The organism is Streptomyces pactum, from assembly GCF_016031615.1.
GTDB lineage: Bacteria > Actinomycetota > Actinomycetes > Streptomycetales > Streptomycetaceae > Streptomyces > Streptomyces pactus.
On the sequence record NZ_JACYXC010000001.1, the window covers coordinates 4,530,300 to 4,546,434 of the forward strand.

Annotated in this window: 12 protein-coding genes; 11 read left to right on the forward strand and 1 reads right to left on the reverse strand. The window is 74.1% G+C overall.

Going from position 1 to position 16,135, the window contains the following annotated elements:
• The first annotated feature begins 54 nt into the window (after positions 1–54).
• The 11 genes from IHE55_RS17910 (at position 55) to IHE55_RS17960 (ending at position 14,552) form a co-directional block, all read left to right on the forward strand.
• A complete protein-coding gene (locus tag IHE55_RS17910) occupies positions 55–1,434 on the forward strand; it encodes a DUF6716 putative glycosyltransferase (RefSeq protein ID WP_307826721.1) in 1,380 nt (459 codons plus the stop codon).
• A gap of 190 nt (positions 1,435–1,624) precedes the next feature.
• Positions 1,625–2,944: an acylneuraminate cytidylyltransferase gene (locus IHE55_RS17915; RefSeq protein ID WP_197989941.1), complete on the forward strand. Its 1,320-nt coding sequence runs from the start codon at positions 1,625–1,627 to the stop codon at positions 2,942–2,944.
• Between the two features lie 190 nt (positions 2,945–3,134).
• On the forward strand, positions 3,135–4,061 hold the full coding sequence (locus IHE55_RS17920) for an N-acetylneuraminate synthase family protein (protein ID WP_197989942.1): 927 nt from the start codon (positions 3,135–3,137) through the stop codon (positions 4,059–4,061).
• A 323-nt stretch (positions 4,062–4,384) separates the two neighbouring features.
• Positions 4,385–5,548 carry a hypothetical protein gene (locus IHE55_RS17925; RefSeq protein ID WP_372442769.1) on the forward strand — a complete coding sequence of 388 codons (1,164 nt, stop codon included), beginning with the start codon at positions 4,385–4,387 and terminating at the stop codon, positions 5,546–5,548.
• A 547-nt stretch (positions 5,549–6,095) separates the two neighbouring features.
• A complete protein-coding gene (locus tag IHE55_RS17930; RefSeq protein ID WP_197992084.1) occupies positions 6,096–7,325 on the forward strand; it encodes an amidohydrolase in 1,230 nt (409 codons plus the stop codon).
• 132 nt (positions 7,326–7,457) lie between these two features.
• On the forward strand, positions 7,458–8,495 hold the full coding sequence (locus IHE55_RS17935; RefSeq protein ID WP_197989943.1) for a BMP family lipoprotein: 1,038 nt from the start codon (positions 7,458–7,460) through the stop codon (positions 8,493–8,495).
• Between the two features lie 132 nt (positions 8,496–8,627).
• Entirely contained in the window at positions 8,628–10,256 is a 1,629-nt protein-coding gene (locus IHE55_RS17940; RefSeq protein WP_197992085.1) for an ABC transporter ATP-binding protein, read from the forward strand.
• Positions 10,253–11,416: an ABC transporter permease gene (locus tag IHE55_RS17945; RefSeq protein ID WP_197989944.1), complete on the forward strand. Its 1,164-nt coding sequence runs from the start codon at positions 10,253–10,255 to the stop codon at positions 11,414–11,416. Before IHE55_RS17940 ends, IHE55_RS17945 begins: the two co-directional genes overlap by 4 nt.
• The gene (locus IHE55_RS17950) at positions 11,413–12,711 is read left to right on the forward strand and encodes an ABC transporter permease (RefSeq protein WP_197989945.1); all 1,299 of its coding nucleotides are present in this window, start codon (positions 11,413–11,415) and stop codon (positions 12,709–12,711) included. The genes IHE55_RS17945 and IHE55_RS17950 overlap by 4 nt, the downstream gene beginning before the upstream one ends.
• The gene (locus tag IHE55_RS17955) at positions 12,708–13,106 is read left to right on the forward strand and encodes a cytidine deaminase (protein WP_197989946.1); all 399 of its coding nucleotides are present in this window, start codon (positions 12,708–12,710) and stop codon (positions 13,104–13,106) included. Before IHE55_RS17950 ends, IHE55_RS17955 begins: the two co-directional genes overlap by 4 nt.
• A 168-nt stretch (positions 13,107–13,274) precedes the next feature.
• A complete protein-coding gene (locus IHE55_RS17960; protein WP_197989947.1) occupies positions 13,275–14,552 on the forward strand; it encodes a thymidine phosphorylase in 1,278 nt (425 codons plus the stop codon).
• 347 nt (positions 14,553–14,899) lie between these two features.
• On the opposite strand, the gene IHE55_RS17965 is transcribed toward IHE55_RS17960, so the two are convergent.
• On the reverse strand, positions 14,900–16,129 hold the full coding sequence (locus IHE55_RS17965) for an MFS transporter (protein WP_197992086.1): 1,230 nt from the start codon (positions 16,127–16,129) through the stop codon (positions 14,900–14,902).
• Positions 16,130–16,135: the final 6 nt, after the last annotated feature.

Genomic DNA, 16,135 nt, shown 5'->3' on the forward strand with positions numbered 1-16,135 from the left:
TTTGTTGCACTTGCGTTGGGCCCTCGCTGGAAATCGCTTCCTACCGTCGGCGACGTGCCCACTCGTACCCATTCCCCCTTGCGCGCCGCGGTGCTCGCCGACTCCGACACCCGGTGGAAGTGGGGCGCGCTCACCGCGCACCGACTGATCACCGGCACCTCGGACAGCGCGAGCGACGCCGGCCGGGGCGCCCGGGAGGCCGAGCTCGACGGCTACCTGCTGCGCGGCCGGGCCACCCCGACGGTGCGCCAGCTCGCCGAGGTGGGGGTACGGGCGCGTCAGCTGCGCGAGGTCACCGGCGCCGAGTTCGTCACCGCGGTGGACCGCGACCGGTACGACGTGATCGTCCTGTCCTGCGTCGGCGGCGCCGTCCAGGCGATGCTGCACGGCCTCGCCCGCGCGTGGGCCGGCCACGCCCGCCGCCCGGTGGTCGTCACCGGCTACGTGGGCGTGGTCTACGAGAAGCTCGCCGACGGACTGCTGCTGCGGCACGGCGCCGACGTGGTGCTCGCCAACTCCCGGCACGACGCCGACCGGTTCCGCGACGTCTACACCGGCGTCGGCGCGTCCCCGGAGAGCGTGGTGGAGTGCGCCCTGCCGTTCCTCGGTGGCGCCCCCTACGACGAGCGGGCCCGCCGCACCCGCCGGTACCCCGGCGGCACCGTGGTCTTCGCCGTCCAGCCCTCGGTGCCCGACAACCGGGCCGACCGCACCTACCTGCTGCGCCGGGCCGTCGAGCACGCCCGGAAGAACCCCGACCGCGAGGTGCTGGTCAAGCTCCGCAGCAAGCCCGGCGAGCACACCACGCACATCGAGGAGCTGCCGTACCAGAAGCTGGTGGCCAAGCTGGAGGGCGGCACCCCGGAGAACTTCCGCCTCGCCTACGGGAACATGGGCGAGGTCCTGGACACCACCGACCTGCTGGTCACGGTCAGCTCCACCGCCGCCCTGGAGTCGCTGCACCGCGGCATCCCCACCGCCGTCCTCACCGACCTGGGCATCCGCGAGGTGCTCGGCAACCACCACTTCCTCGGCTCCGGCTGCCTCGCCTCCTGGGACGAACTGGACGCCGGCTACCTGCCCGAGCCCGACCCCGGGTGGGTCGCCCGGCAGGGCGTGGCCGTCGGCGACGCCTACCGCACCGCCTTCGACGCCGCCCGCGCCCGGGTCGCCGCCCTCGCCGCCGCCGACCGGCTGCCGCCGCCGGCCCCCTACTACACGCCCACCACCGCGCCCGGGTACCTCCCGCGCATCCTGGGCCGCTACGGCTTCCAGCCCGACGGCACCCCGCGCCCCGGCGCCGCCCCCGACGCCGCCGCGGCCGGCGGCCTGCGCCGGGTGGTCCGCAACACCATGCGCGAGGCGGCCCGCGGGGCGTACCGGCACGGCGTGCAGCGGGTGGCCCCGGTGATCCGCCGGATGGGGGAGCTGTGAACCGCCCCGCCCCCCGGCCGTACCGCCGCGGCACCGGGCCGGCCGGCCCCCGTACGGCACCGCCCGTCCGCACCACCCCGCAAGAAGGCGACCCCGCCGCGCCCCGACACGGCGCACCGCGGGCCGCCGCCGTCACCGGCCGGACGGAGGAAGCGCCGTGAGCGGCCCGTCCGGCACCGAAGGAGCCGCAATGCCCCCCACCACCGAGCGCCGCGTGGTCGCCGTGATCCCCGCCCGCGGCGGATCGAAGGGCGTGCCCGCCAAGAACCTCGCCGCCGTCGGCGGCGTGCCGCTGGTCGCCCGCGCGGTCCGCGAGTGCCGCGCCGCCCGGCTGGTGACGGACGTGCTCGTCTCCACCGACGACGCCGGCATCGCCGCCGCCGCCCGCGGCGCCGGGGCCGAGGTGGTCCAGCGCCCCTCCGGCATCGCCGGCGACACCGCCACCAGCGAGGCCGCCGTCCTGCACGCGCTCGACGTCTTCGAGGACCGTCACCGGGCCACCGCCGACGTGGTGCTGCTCGTCCAGTGCACCAGCCCGTTCATCGTCCGCGAGGACATCGACGGGGTGGTCGCCGCCGTCGTCGAGGACGGCGCCGACAGCGCGCTGACCGTCGCCCCCTTCCACGGCTTCGTCTGGCGCGACGCCGCCGACGACGGCGGGTTCGGCACCGAGGCCCTGGCCGCCGCGCCCGCCGCGGCCACCACCGGACCGGCCACCGGGACCACCGCCGCGCCGGTGCCCGGCCCGGCCGCCGGCGCCGCCGGGGAGGACACCGGCAGCCGCGGCTACGGCGTCAACCACGACAAGTCCTTCCGGCCGCGCCGCCAGGACCGCCCCCAGGACCTGCTGGAGACCGGCGCCGCCTACGCGATGCGGGTGGACGGCTTCCGCGCCGAGCGGCACCGCTTCTTCGGCCGCACCGCGCTGGTGCGCACCGACCCGGCGCGGGTCCTGGAGATCGACGACCCGCACGACCTGGCCCGGGCCCGTGCCCTGGCGCCGCTGCTGGACGTGCCCCGGGCCGGCTCCCTCCCCACCCGTGCCGACATCGACGCGGTGGTCATCGACTTCGACGGCACCCAGACCGACGACAGGGTGCTGATCGACTCCGAAGGACGCGAACTCGTCGCCGTGCACCGCGGCGACGGGCTCGGGATCGCCGCGCTGCGCCGCGCCGGGCTGCCGCTGCTGATCCTGTCCACGGAGCAGAACCCGGTCGTCGCCGCCCGCGCGCGGAAGCTCCGCATCCCCGTGCTGCACGGCATCGACCGCAAGGATCTCGCACTGAAGCAGTGGTGCGAGGACGAGGGCATCGCCCCCGAGCGGGTCCTCTATGTCGGAAACGACGTCAACGATCTGTCGTGCTTCGACCTGGTCGGCTGGCCGGTCGCGGTGGCGACCGCGCACGACGTCGTGCGCGGTGCCGCCCGGGCGGTGACCACCGCACCCGGAGGGCACGGGGCGATCCGCGAGATCGCCACCTGGCTCCTCGGAAAGGAACTCTCCTAGCCGACCCCGGGCCACCGGCCGCACCCGCCCGCGGGTCCGCCGGCCGCCGCCCCGACCTGCCCCGCCCGTCGGACGCCGCCGTCCGCCGGCTGACGGCACGGCGTCGCACCGCGAGGCCGCAGCCGCCCGATCGCCTGATGTTCCGCCCCGGCCCCCATCCGCACGGCCGGGACTTCCCGAAAGGTTTCACGTGAGCTCCAACACCCGCCTCCGCACCCTCGGCGACAAGATCGTCGGCCCCGGCCACCCGGTCTACGTCACCGGTGAGATCGGCATCAACCACAACGGTGATCTGGAGAACGCGTTCAAGCTGATCGACGTGGCCGCCGAGGCCGGCTGCGACGCGGTCAAGTTCCAGAAGCGCACCCCGGAGATCTGCACCCCGCGCGACCAGTGGGACATCGAGCGCGACACCCCGTGGGGCCGGATGACCTACATCGACTACCGCCACCGCGTGGAGTTCGGCGAGGACGAGTACCGCCAGATCGACGAGCACTGCAAGAAGCGCGGCATCGCCTGGTTCGCCTCCCCGTGGGACACCGAGGCCGTCGCCTTCCTGGAGAAGTTCGACCTGCCGGCGCACAAGGTGGCCTCCGCCTCGCTCACCGACGACGAGCTGCTGCGCGCGCTGCGCGCCACCGGCCGGACGATCATCCTCTCCACCGGCATGTCCACCCCCAAGCAGATCCGCCACGCGGTGGAGGTGCTCGGCAGCGAGAACATCCTGCTCTGCCACGCCACCTCCACCTACCCGGCCAAGGCCGAGGAGCTCAACCTGCGGGTCATCAACACCCTCCAGGCCGAGTACCCGAACGTGCCGATCGGCTACTCCGGCCACGAGACCGGCCTGCAGACCACGCTCGCCGCGGTCGCCCTCGGCGCGGTCTTCGTGGAGCGCCACATCACCCTGGACCGCGCCATGTGGGGCTCCGACCAGGCCGCCTCCGTGGAGCCGCAGGGCCTGGAGCGCCTGGTCCGTGACATCCGCGTCATCGAGGAGTCGCTCGGCGACGGCGTCAAGAAGGTGTACGACAGCGAGCTCGGCCCGATGAAGAAGCTGCGCCGCGTGGCGGGCGTCGTCGCCGAGGCCGGGGACCGCGAGCCCGCCACCGTCTGACCCCGGAAGAGAACCTGACGATCCGTTAGGCAGGTCACCCACTGGTGGACACCACACCGGCCGGGCCGTCCGGCGGCCCCCGCCCCCCGCAGGCGGCCACGCCCGTGCGCCGCTCGGGGACCCCGCCGCCGGACGCGGCGCGGCAGCCCGAGACGCTCGCCTTCGTGGAGAGCCCGGTCCAGCTGCTCAACGTCCTGGAGTGGGCGTACGCCGACGCCCGGCGGACGGCGGCCCGGGCGCCGGGCGGCGGACGCGGGTCGGTGCCCGCACCCGCCGTGGCACCCGGCCCCGGACCGGGCGCGGCGTCCGGCCCCGGACCCGGTGTGGGCGTCCCGGCCGCGCCCCCGGTCCCGACCGGGACCGGGGAACCGGCCGGCCACCGTCCCGACCGCCCGGGGGCCGGTGCCGGGGACGCGGCGGCGTCCCCGGCACCGGCCCCGCCGGGCCCGTCCCCCGCGGCGCCGGCGGCCGGGGAGCCGGTGGTGTCCGACCCGGACGGCGTGCCGGTGCTCACCGGCGCGGTGGACCGGCTCACCGTGGTGGTGCTCTCCCCGCACGACCCGATGACCCGCGGCCAGCTGCGCCGGATGGCGGACCTCGCCCGCGACGAGGGCGTCACCGTCCGCTGGGAGGACGCGCGCGGCGGGGCGAGCGCCCCGTTCCGCACCATCGGCGGACTCTCCGGGCCGCTGCGGCGCGCCGAACGGATCGTCATCGGCGACCCGTTCTCGCGGTACGTGCAGCTGCTGCTCACCCTCACCCGGGCGCGCGACCTGATCGTGGTGGACGACGGCACCGCGACCATGGAGTTCATCTCCCAGCTGGCCGCCGGGGAACCGCTGGTCCGCTGGCACCGGCGGGGCAACGGCCGCGGGCCGCGCGACCTGGTCTTCGCGCCGGTCTCCGCCTCCGCGCGCCGCAAGCTGACCCCGGGCGGCGACCACCGCGTCGAGGTGTTCAGCTCCATGCCGGTGGACCCGCCCGCCGGCGTCACCGTCACCGCCAACGACTTCGCCTGGACCCGCGCCCGGTTCGGCCCGCCCCGCCTCACCGACGGCGCCGATCTGGTGGGCACCTCGCTGGTGGAGACCGGCGTGGTGGACCAGGAGCGCTACCTGGAGGCGGTCGGCGCGCTGGCCCGTGCCCACGGCGCCACCCGGTACTTCGCGCACCGCAAGGAGAGCACCGACAAGCTCCACCGGGTCACCGCGGAGATCGGCCTGGAGGTGGTCCGGCCGGAACTGCCGCTGGAGCTGATCGCCCGGCGCGGCCCGATCGGCACCTCCATCCTCAGCTTCCCCTCCACCGTGGTGCACACCCTGCCGCTGGCGCTGGCCGGCACCGGGGTCCGGGTCGCCGTCTGCGACATCGACCCGGCGTGGCTGACCAGCGGCGCCTCACCGCGGGCGCAGGGCTTCCTGTCCGGGGTCACCGGCAGCGCGCGGGACGTCCAGCGGCTGCCCGCCTCCCCGCTCAGCTCCTCCTAGACCCCGGTCCGGGCGCCCCGGACCGCCCGGCCGAGCGGGCGGTCCGGCGGGCGCCCGGAAGCCGGGCCCGGGCCGGCACGCACCGTCCGCCCGGAGGCCCCGGCGCATCGCCCGACCGGATGCCGGTCCGGGAACACCGCCCGCCCCGGCCGCCGCCCGCGTAACCGGCTGTGGGCCGCGCCGCCGCCGTCGCCCCGCGTACCCGGGCCGCCCCGGGCCGCGCTGCCGCCGCCGACCCGCGTACCCGCCGCCTCCCGGGGCACCTCCCGGGCCCGCGGTCCCCGCTCGCGGGGACGCGCGGTCGCCGGTGCCCCGGGCGTCGGCGTCCACGGGGTGAGACGCGGAACGGAATCCGCCGGGGCGGCGGACGGGGCCGGAATCTCCCGAACGCCCTTGCGTCGAACGGAAGAAGGGCGCTGTTATACCCCTCGCATCGGAAGATCATGCGCAGTCGGCCCCGTTTTACGTCCCCTATGGGGCTGAAATTTCGACGATCGCACCCGGTTCACCCGTCTGTCGGCTTACGCTTCATCAGGTGAACCACGTGATGTCCCCGGAGACCGGGCTGTCCCAGGGCGACGCCGCCGCCGAAGCGGAACCGGCCGGCGTCCTGCCCGAGGGGCTGCGCAGCGAGCTGATCACCTTCCGTCGCGATCTGCACATGCACCCCGAGCTGGGCAACTGTGAGTTCCGGACCACCGCGGCGATCAAGGCGAGACTGGAACAGGCCGGGCTCGACCCACAGGTGCTGCCCGGTGGCACCGGGGTGGTCTGCGACATCGGCACCCCGGCCCCGGGGCAGTCCCGGCTGGCGCTGCGCGCGGACATCGACGCACTGCCCATCCCGGACGTGAAGACCGTGGCGTACCGCTCCACCGTCCCGGACCGGGCGCACGCCTGCGGCCACGACGTCCACACCACCGTGGTGCTCGGCGCCGGGCTGGTCCTCGCCGGTCTGGCCCGGGAGGGGAGGCTGCCCCGGCCGGTCCGGCTGCTCTTCCAGCCCGCCGAGGAGGTGCTGCCCGGCGGCGCCGCGGACGCCGTGGAGGCGGGCGTGCTCGACGGGGTGGGCCGCATCCTGGCGGTGCACTGCGACCCGCGGGTGGACGTGGGCCGGATCGGGCTGCGGACCGGGCCGATCACCTCCGCCTGCGACCGGCTGGAGGTCGCCCTCAGCGGCCCCGGCGGCCACACCGCCCGCCCGCACCTGACCACCGACCTGGTCACCGCCGCCGCCAAGGTCGCCACCGAGGTGCCCGCGCTGCTCGCCCGGCGGGTGGACACCCGCTCCGGCCTCGCCGTCACCTGGGGACGGCTGACCACCGGCCACGCCTGCAACGTCATCCCGCAGCGCGCCGAGCTGTCCGGCACCGTCCGCTGCCTGGACCTGCCCGCCTGGCGCGAGGCGCCCGACCTGGTGCACGCCGCGGTGGACGAGGTCGCGGCGCTGTACGGCGCCAAGTCGGAGATCACCTACGTACGCGGGGTGCCGCCGGTGGTCAACGAGGAGACCTCCGCGGACCTGCTGCGCCGGGCGATGGCGGCGCGGCGCGGGCCGGACGCGGTGGAGGGCACCGAGCAGAGCCTGGGCGGCGAGGACTTCTCCTGGTACCTGGAGCACGTGCCCGGGGCGATGGCCCGGCTGGGCGTGCGGCGGGTGGGCGACACCGCCCGGCGTGACCTGCACCGTGGCGATTTCGACGTGGACGAGGGGGCGATCCAGGTCGGTGTGGAACTGTTCACCGCGGCGGCTTTGCTCGACCGACACCTTCCGTAGGTCGAATGGTCGGATCAGGTTCGCGACGATCCGATAACGGCTTCGAAGCACCCCTTTATCTGACATCTACGCGCGTTACGATGCGGCGAAACCAGCGCCAAAGGAGGCGCTTCAATCCGAAGGGGACCCCTCGTGCGCCGGGTATCCACGATCGCTGTCGCGGGCATCGCCACCGCGGCACTCGCTTTTTCCGTCACCGCCTGTGGCAGCAGCTCCGACGAGAGCGGCAAGGACGCGGGCGTCGGCCTCGCCTACGACGTCGGCGGCCGTGGTGACCACTCGTTCAACGACTCCGCGGCCAAGGGCTACGACAAGGCCCTCAAGGAGTTCAAGATCAAGGGCAAGGAGCTGACGGCCAAGGACGGGGACACCGAGGCCGACCGCTACGACAAGCTCGCCAGCCTGGCCGAGGCCGGTTACAACCCGGTCATCGGTGTCGGCTACGCCTGGACCCCCTCCATGCAGAAGATCGCCAAGGAGGAGAAGTTCAAGGACACCACCTTCGGCATCGTGGACTCGGTCGTCGACGCCAAGAACGTCGCCTCCATCGTCTTCACCGAGCAGGAGAGCTCCTACCTCGCCGGTGTCGCGGCGGGCCTGAAGACCAAGACCGACAAGGTCGGCTTCATCGGCGGCACCGACAGCGCGCTGATCAAGAAGTTCGCCGGCGGGTTCGAGCAGGGCCTGAAGGCCACCAACCCCAAGGCGTCCCTGGACGTCCAGTGGGTCAAGATCAACGACGCGGCGGGCTTCGGTATGCCGGACCGCGGCAAGGCGATCGCCCAGGGCATGCTCTCCAAGGACATCGACGTGATCTACTCGGCCGCCGGCTCCTCCGGCGCCGGGGCCATCGAGGCGACCGCGGGCAAGAAGGGCACCTGGTCCATCGGCGTCGACGGTGACCAGTACTACTCCAAGGGCCTGGCCAGCTACCGGGACACCATCCTCACCTCCGCGCTGAAGAACGTGGACGGCGGCGTCTACGACCTGATCAAGTCCGTCCAGGACGACAAGCCGCTCACCGGCGTGCAGCGGTACTCCCTCGCCGAGGGCGGCGTGGGCATCTCCTTCTCCGGCGGCTTCCTCGACGACATCAAGCCGAAGATCGAAGAGGCCAAGAAGAAGATCATCGACGGTGAGATCAAGGTGGTCGACACCTACAAGGGCTGACCGGCCCGGCCGGGACCCCGCCCCGGCCACCGCCGGCCACCGCCCGTGACGGGCCCGGGGGGACGGCTGACGCAGCGTCCGCCCGGGTCCGTCGTGTCCCGACCCCGCCCCCCCTTCCCCCAGGAGAGCGCCATCAAAGCCGCCAGCGCCCCTCAGGGCGAGCCCTCCGCCGACGCCTCCTCGGACGTCGCGGTACAGCTCCGCGGAATCACCAAGCGGTTCCCCGGAGTCGTCGCCAACCACGACATCGACATCACCGTGCGCCGCGGGACCGTACATGCCCTCGTGGGCGAGAACGGCGCCGGCAAGTCCACCCTGATGAAGATCCTCTACGGGATGCAGCGTCCCGACGAGGGCACCATCGAGATCGACGGCAGCCCGGTGCAGCTGCACACGCCCGCCGACGCCATCGTGCGCGGGGTGGGCATGGTGCACCAGCACTTCATGCTCGCCGACAACCTCACCGTGCTGGAGAACGTCGTCCTCGGCGCGGAGCGGCTGCACGGCATCGGCTCCCGCGCCCGCGCCAAGATCATGGAGATCTCCGACGCCTACGGCCTGGGGGTCCGCCCGGACGCCCTGGTGGAGGACCTCGGCGTCGCCGACCGCCAGCGGGTGGAGATCCTCAAGGTCCTCTACCGCGGCGCGCGCACCCTCATCCTCGACGAGCCGACCGCGGTGCTGGTCCCGCAGGAGGTGGACGCGCTCTTCGCCAACCTGCGCGAGCTCAAGAGCGAGGGCCTGACCGTCATCTTCATCTCGCACAAGCTGGGCGAGGTGCTCTCCGTCGCCGACGACATCACCGTCATCCGGCGCGGCACCACGGTGGCCTCGGTCGTCCCGTCCGAGACCACCCCCAAGCAGCTCGCCGAGCTGATGGTCGGCAGCGAACTGCCGTCGCCGGAGACCCGCGAGTCCACGGTCACCGACACCCCGATGCTCACCGTCTCCGACCTGCACCTGACCGCGCGGGACGTGGACGGCGTGGAGCGCGCGGTGCTGGACCGGATCAGCTTCACCATCCGCAAGGGCGAGGTGCTCGGCATCGCCGGCGTCGAGGGCAACGGCCAGGCCGAACTCGTCGAGGCCATCATGGGCATGCGGGTCCCGGACGCCGGGACCGTCACCCTGGACGGCGCCGACATCAGCCAGGCCCCCACCCGCAAGCGGCGCGAGGACGGCATCGGGTACATCCCCGAGGACCGCCACCGGCACGGACTGCTGCTGGACGCCCCGCTGTGGGAGAACCGCATCCTCGGGCACGTCACCGAGCGGCCCAACAGCCGCCACGGCCTGCTCGACCCGGGCGCCGCACGCCGCGACACCGAGCGGATCGTCGCCGAGTACGACGTGCGCACCCCCGGCATCGAGGTCACCGCGGCCTCGCTGTCCGGCGGCAACCAGCAGAAGCTGATCGTCGGCCGCGAGATGAGCCACGACCCCAAGCTGCTGATCGCCGCGCACCCCACGCGCGGCGTGGACGTCGGCGCCCAGGCCCAGATCTGGGACCAGATCCGCGAGGCGCGCCGCGAGGGGCTCGCGGTGCTGCTGATCTCCGCCGACCTGGACGAGCTGATCGGCCTGTCCGACACCCTGCGCGTCATGTACCGCGGCCGCCTGGTCGCCGACGCCGACCCTGCCACGATCACCCCGGAGGAGCTGGGCTCGGCCATGACCGGCGCGGCTTCCGGCCACCTGGAGGCAGCCGACGGCGACCCGTCCGGCGACGCCGCCCGGGACGCTGGGGGAGAGGACCGATGACAACAACTCCGCAGACCGGGGGCCGGACCTCCGGCTCCCCGCTCAAGCGCATCGACACCGAACGGGTGCTGCTGGCGGTCGCCGCCCCGCTGCTCGCCCTCGCCGGGGCGTTCCTGCTCACCTCGCTGGTGCTGTGGGCGACCGGCAAGGCGCCGTTCGACGCCTTCAGCATCATGTTCGACTACGGGCTGAAGTCCGACAGCCAGGTCTACATCCTCAACAAGGCCACCGGGTTCTTCCTGTCCGGCCTCGCGGTCGCCATCGGCTTCCGGATGAACCTGTTCAACATCGGGGTGGACGGCCAGTACCGGCTCGCGGCGTTCTTCGCCGCGGTGGTCGGCGGCGCCCTGACCCTCCCCGGCATCATCCAGATCCCGCTGATCATCCTGGTCGCCATGGCGGTCGGCGCGGCCTGGGCGGCCATCGCCGGCCTGCTGAAGGTCTACCGAGGGGTCAGCGAGGTGATCAGCACCATCATGCTGAACGCGCTGACCACGATCATCATCGGCTACCTGCTGGTGGACGAGCGGCTCGGCGAGCTGGACAAGGACACCAACATCGTGGCCACCCCGCCGCTGCCGGAGTCCAGCCACTTCTTCACCATCCCGGCCGGCGAGGGCTTGGAGCCCGTCTGGGGCTTCATCGTCGTCGCGGCCCTGGCCGGGGTCGGTTACTGGTTCCTGCTCGGCCGCACCCGCTTCGGCTTCGACCTGCGCGCGGTGGGCCGCTCGGAGTCCGCCGCCCAGGCCAGCGGCGTCAACGTCAAGCGCATGGTGCTCATCAGCATGCTGCTGTCCGGCGCCGTGGCGGGCCTGGTGGGCATGCCCACCCTGCTCAACGACTCCCACCAGTACAGCAACAACTTCCCGCTGGGCGTCGGCTTCACCGGTATCGCCATCGCCCTGCTGGGCCGCAACAACCCGGTGGGCATCGCGCTCGCCGCGCTGCTGTGGGGCTTCCTGGAGCGGGGCGCCAACCGGCTGGAGTTCGAGGGCTACGACCGCGAGATCGTCGGCGTCATGCAGGGCGTGATCGTGCTGTGCGTGGTCATCGCCTACGAGCTGGTCCGCCGCTACGGAACCCGGCGCCAGCAGCAGAAGGTCGGCGCCGAACTCGCCGCCCAGGCCCGTAAGAACGACGCGCAGGAGGTGACGGCGTGAGCACCGAGGCGACTCCCAAGACCGCCGATGTGACCCGTCCCAAGGCCGCGCCCGCCCGGCTGTCCCTCGGCAAGGCACTGCTGTTCGTGGCGGCCGCCCTGGTCCTGCTGTCGGTGGTCCGCGAGATCGTCGGCCTGGTCGCCAAGCCGGACCAGGCCGCGTTCAACAGCATCACCTCCTCCGGGCAGATCTCCGCCGCGCTGGCCATGGCGGTGCCCATCGGCCTGGCCGGCCTGGGCGGGCTGTGGGCCGAGCGGGCCGGTGTGGTCAACATCGGCCTGGAAGGCATGATGATCCTGGGCACCTTCTTCGGTGCCTGGGCCGGCTACCAGACCAGCCCCTGGGTCGGCGTCCTGGCCGGTGTCCTGGGCGGCGTGGTCGGCGGCCTGGTGCACGCCGTCGCGACCGTCACCTTCGGCGTGGACCACATCGTCTCCGGTGTGGCCATCAACATCCTGGCGCTGGGCACCACCACCTACCTCGCCAAGCGCTGGTTCGGCCCGCTGGCCGACGAGGGCGGCAGCCCCAAGCAGTCCCCGCAGGTGGACGACATCCCGGACTTCACCGTGCCGTGGGTGTCGGACCGGCTGGAGGACCTGGCGGACAAGCACTGGTTCGTGGTGTCGGACGTCGCCGGCATCCTCGGCGGCCTGGTCACCGACGTCTCGGCGCTCACCGTGGTCGCGGTCGCCCTGGTGGTCGGCACCTTCTTCGTGCTGTGGAAGACCTCGTTCGGCCTGCGCCTGCGGTCCTGCGGCGAGAACCCGACGGCCGCCGAGTCGCTCGGCGTCAACGTCTACCTCTACAAGTACGCGGCACTCGCCGTCTCCGGCGGTCTGGCCGGGCTCGGCGGCGTGTTCCTCGCCCTGGTCTCCTCGCACATCTACAACGAGGGCCAGACCGGCGGGCGCGGCTACATCGGCCTGGCCGCCATGCTCTTCGGCAACTGGCGGCCCGGCGGCCTGGCCATGGGCGCGGGCCTGTTCGGCTACTCCGACGCGCTCCAGCTGCGCGGCGGCGGCGACACCGTGCACGCCCTGGTGCTGCTGGTCGCGATCTCCCTGGCGCTCTTCGCGCTGTGGAAGGCGTACCGCAGGAGCCTGGTCGCGGCCGGCGTCTGCGCCGCCGTCGCCGCCCTGCTGCTGGTCTGGTACCTGCTCACCGACACGGTGGACAACGTGCTGGTCGGCGCCACCCCGTACGTGGTGACGCTGCTGGTCATGGCGCTGGCCGCGCAGCGGCTGCGGATGCCGAAGGCCAACGGCAAGCCCTACCGCAGGGGGCAGGGCAAATGACCGGAGCCCCCGTCGACTGGGAGGCGCTGCGCGGCGCGGCCCGGGACGCCATGTCCCGGGCCTACGCCCCGTACTCCGGCTTCCCGGTGGGTGCCGCCGCCCTGGTGGACGACGGCCGCACGGTGACCGGCTGCAACGTGGAGAACGCCGCCTACGGGGTGGCGCTGTGCGCCGAGTGCGGTCTGGTCTCCGAGCTGTTCGCCACCGGCGGCGGCCGGCTCACCGCCTTCACCTGCGTGGACCGGCACGGCGCGGTGCTCATGCCGTGCGGCCGCTGCCGCCAGCTGCTGTGGGAGCACGGCGGCCCCACCCTCCAGGTGGAGACCACGGCCGGTGTCCGTCCGCTGTCCGACCTGCTGCCGGACGCCTTCGGCCCCGCCGACCTGGCCAGGTAGCCCGCAGGGCGGGCGCCGGACCCGGGTCCGCCCGGCCCGGCGCCCGCGCCGTACCGCCGGGGGCCGGAACCCGGACGCCCCCGCCGCCGCAGGCCGGAGCCCGGCCCCGGACGCCCGCCGCGCCGTCGGCCCCCGTACCGCCCGCCCCACCAGAAAGGCCCGTACCTCATGGACGCCATCTCCGTCATCCGCGCCAAGCGGGACGGCGGCCGGCTCACCGACGGCCAGATCGACTGGATCATCGACGCCTACACCCGCGGTGAGGTCGCCGACGAGCAGATGTCCGCGCTGGCCATGGCGATCTTCCTCAACGGCATGGACCGGGCCGAGATCGCCCGCTGGACCGCCGCGATGATCGCCTCCGGCGAGCGCATGGACTTCGCCGCGCTGCCGCGCCGCACCGCCGACAAGCACTCCACCGGCGGCGTCGGCGACAAGATCACCCTGCCGCTCGCCCCCCTGGTGGCCGCCTGCGGCGCCGCCGTGCCGCAGCTCTCCGGCCGGGGCCTGGGCCACACCGGCGGCACCCTGGACAAGCTGGAGTCCATCCCCGGCTGGCGGGCGCTGCTCTCCAACGAGGAGATGATGCGGGTCCTCGGCGACGTCGGCTCGGTGATCTGCGCGGCCGGGGACGGCCTCGCGCCCGCCGACAAGAAGCTGTACGCGCTCCGCGACGTCACCGGCACCGTGGAGTCCATCCCGCTGATCGCCTCCTCGATCATGTCGAAGAAGATCGCGGAGGGCACCGGCGCCCTGGTGCTGGACGTCAAGGTCGGCTCCGGCGCGTTCATGAAGGACCTGGCGGCGGCCCGCGAACTGGCCGCCACCATGGTGGGCCTGGGCACCGACCACGGGGTGCGGACCGTCGCCCTGCTCACCGACATGTCCACCCCGCTCGGCCGGACCGCCGGCAATGCGCTGGAGGTCCGCGAGTCCGTGGAGGTGCTGGCCGGCGGCGGCCCGGCGGACGTGGTGGAGCTGACCCTGGCGCTGGCCCGGGAGATGCTCGACGCGGCCGGCCTGCCCGACGCCGACCCGGCCCGGGCGCTCGCCGACGGCTCCGCGATGGACCACTGGCGCCGCATGATCAGCGCCCAGGGCGGCGACCCGGACGCCCCGCTCCCGGTCGCCCGCGAGCAGCACGTGGTCACTGCCCCGGCCTCCGGCGTGCTGACCGCGCTGGACGCCTACGCGGTCGGCGTCGCCGCCTGGCGGCTGGGCGCCGGCCGGGCCCGCAAGGAGGACCCGGTGCAGGCCGGCGCGGGCGTCGAACTCCACGCCAAGCCGGGTGACACGGTGACCGCCGGCGAGCCGCTGCTGACGCTGCACACCGACACCCCGGAGAAGTTCGACTACGCGCTCGCGGCGCTCGACGGAGCGGTGGAGGTCGCCGCCCCGGGCACGGACTTCACCCCGTCCCCGATCGTCCTCGACCGCATCGGCTGACCCGCCTCCGCCCCGCGCCCGCCACCGGCCCCGCACCGGCGGCGGGCGCGCGGCGTACCGGGCCCGGTGCCGGGCGGAGGCGGGTCGGAGCATCCGCACGTCGACTTCCGGTACGAGTTCCGGACCACTGCTGCCGACGCGGTCGAGTTGCGGGAGGAAGAGGTCACGAACCACTCCGGGCAGTTCGCGGACATGCTGACGGGTGAGCCGTTGCGCTCCCGGGTCATGGCCGCCGCCTCCGGACGGCCGTGCCCCCTGCTGGAGCCGGACCCCGGGCGCCGGCCTCCCGTACCCCGCCGAGCGGGCGCGGGCACGGCGGAGGCCCGGCGGGCGGCGCTCGCCGGGCCTCACGCGTCCGGGGCCGTCAGCGCCCGGTCAGCCGGGCCACCGTGACCGAGGGGGCGGGACGGGTGGGCGGCGCGGGCGCTGCGCTCGGCGCGGGCGGCCCGGGTGCCCAGCAGGGTGATCCCGGCCGCGGCGAGCACCGCCACCAGGCCCAGGGACACGGTGCCGCTCCAGCCCATCGCGTGGAAGGCGACCGCGCCCAGCGCACCGCCCACGCTGGAGCCCAGGTAGTACGTGGTCTGGTACAGCGCCGAGGCCTGGGCGCGGCCGGTGCGGGCGGTCCGGCTCACCGCGGAGGACGCCACCGCGTGGCCGGCGAAGAACCCGGCGGTGATCAGCACCAGGCCGAGCAGCACGGCGGCGAGCCAGGGGGTGGCGGTCAGCAGCAGCCCGGCGGCGGTGGTGGCCACCGCCCCGTACAGCGCCCCGCGGCGGCCCAGCCGGCCCACCACCCGGCCGGCGGTGGCCGAGGAGACCGTGCCGACGAGGTAGACGAGGAAGATGGAGCCGACCACGCCCTGCGGCAGGTGGAACGGCGCCCCCACCAGCCGGTAGCCGATGACGGTGTAGACCGCGCCGAAGACCGTCATGAACAGCGCCCCCACCGCGTACAGCCGGCGCAGCAGCGGGTCGGCCAGGTGCCCGGCCACGGTACGGGCCACCGCCCGCGGCCCCTGCGGGTTCGGGGTGAAGTGGCGGGCCGGCGGCAGCAGCAGCCGGAAGGTGACGGCCGCCGCCACGGCGAGCACGGCCACCGCCGCCAGCGCCGCGCGCCAGCCCCACGCCTGGGACACCCAGCCGGTGAGGATGCGGCCCGACATGCCGCCGATGCTGTTGCCGGCCACGAACAGGCCGATCGCGCCGACCAGCGCCTTGGGCCGGACCTCTTCCGCCAGGTACGCCATCGCCGAGGCGGGCAGCCCGGCCAGCGCCGCGCCCTGCACCGCGCGGAGCGCGATCAGCCAGCCCAGGTCGGGGGCGAACGGGACGGCCACCGACACCAGCGCGGCCGAACTCAGCGAGGCCGTCATCATGGTGCGCCGCCCGAACCGCTCGGAGAGCGCGCTCAGCGGCAGCACCGCCAGCGCCAGGGCGCCGGTGGCGGCGGAGACCGTCCAGCTCGCCCGGTCCGCGGTGACGCCGAGGTCCGCGGAGATCGCCGGCAGCAGCGCCTGGGTGCAGTACAGCAGCGCGAACGTGGCCACACCGGCGGCGAACAGGGCCAGGTTCATCCGGCG

Excerpts from the sequence above, each read along its gene's own strand:
- IHE55_RS17915 (WP_197989941.1), top strand. The coding sequence starts at position 1,625 with ATGCCCCCCACCACCGAGCGCCGCGTGGTCGCCGTGATCCCCGCCCGC.
- IHE55_RS17930 (WP_197992084.1), top strand. The coding sequence starts at position 6,096 with ATGTCCCCGGAGACCGGGCTGTCCCAGGGCGACGCCGCCGCCGAAGCG.
- IHE55_RS17945 (WP_197989944.1), top strand. The coding sequence starts at position 10,253 with ATGACAACAACTCCGCAGACCGGGGGCCGGACCTCCGGCTCCCCGCTC.
- IHE55_RS17955 (WP_197989946.1), top strand. The coding sequence starts at position 12,708 with ATGACCGGAGCCCCCGTCGACTGGGAGGCGCTGCGCGGCGCGGCCCGG.
- IHE55_RS17960 (WP_197989947.1), top strand. The coding sequence starts at position 13,275 with ATGGACGCCATCTCCGTCATCCGCGCCAAGCGGGACGGCGGCCGGCTC.
- IHE55_RS17965 (WP_197992086.1), bottom strand. The coding sequence starts at position 16,129 with ATGAACCTGGCCCTGTTCGCCGCCGGTGTGGCCACGTTCGCGCTGCTG.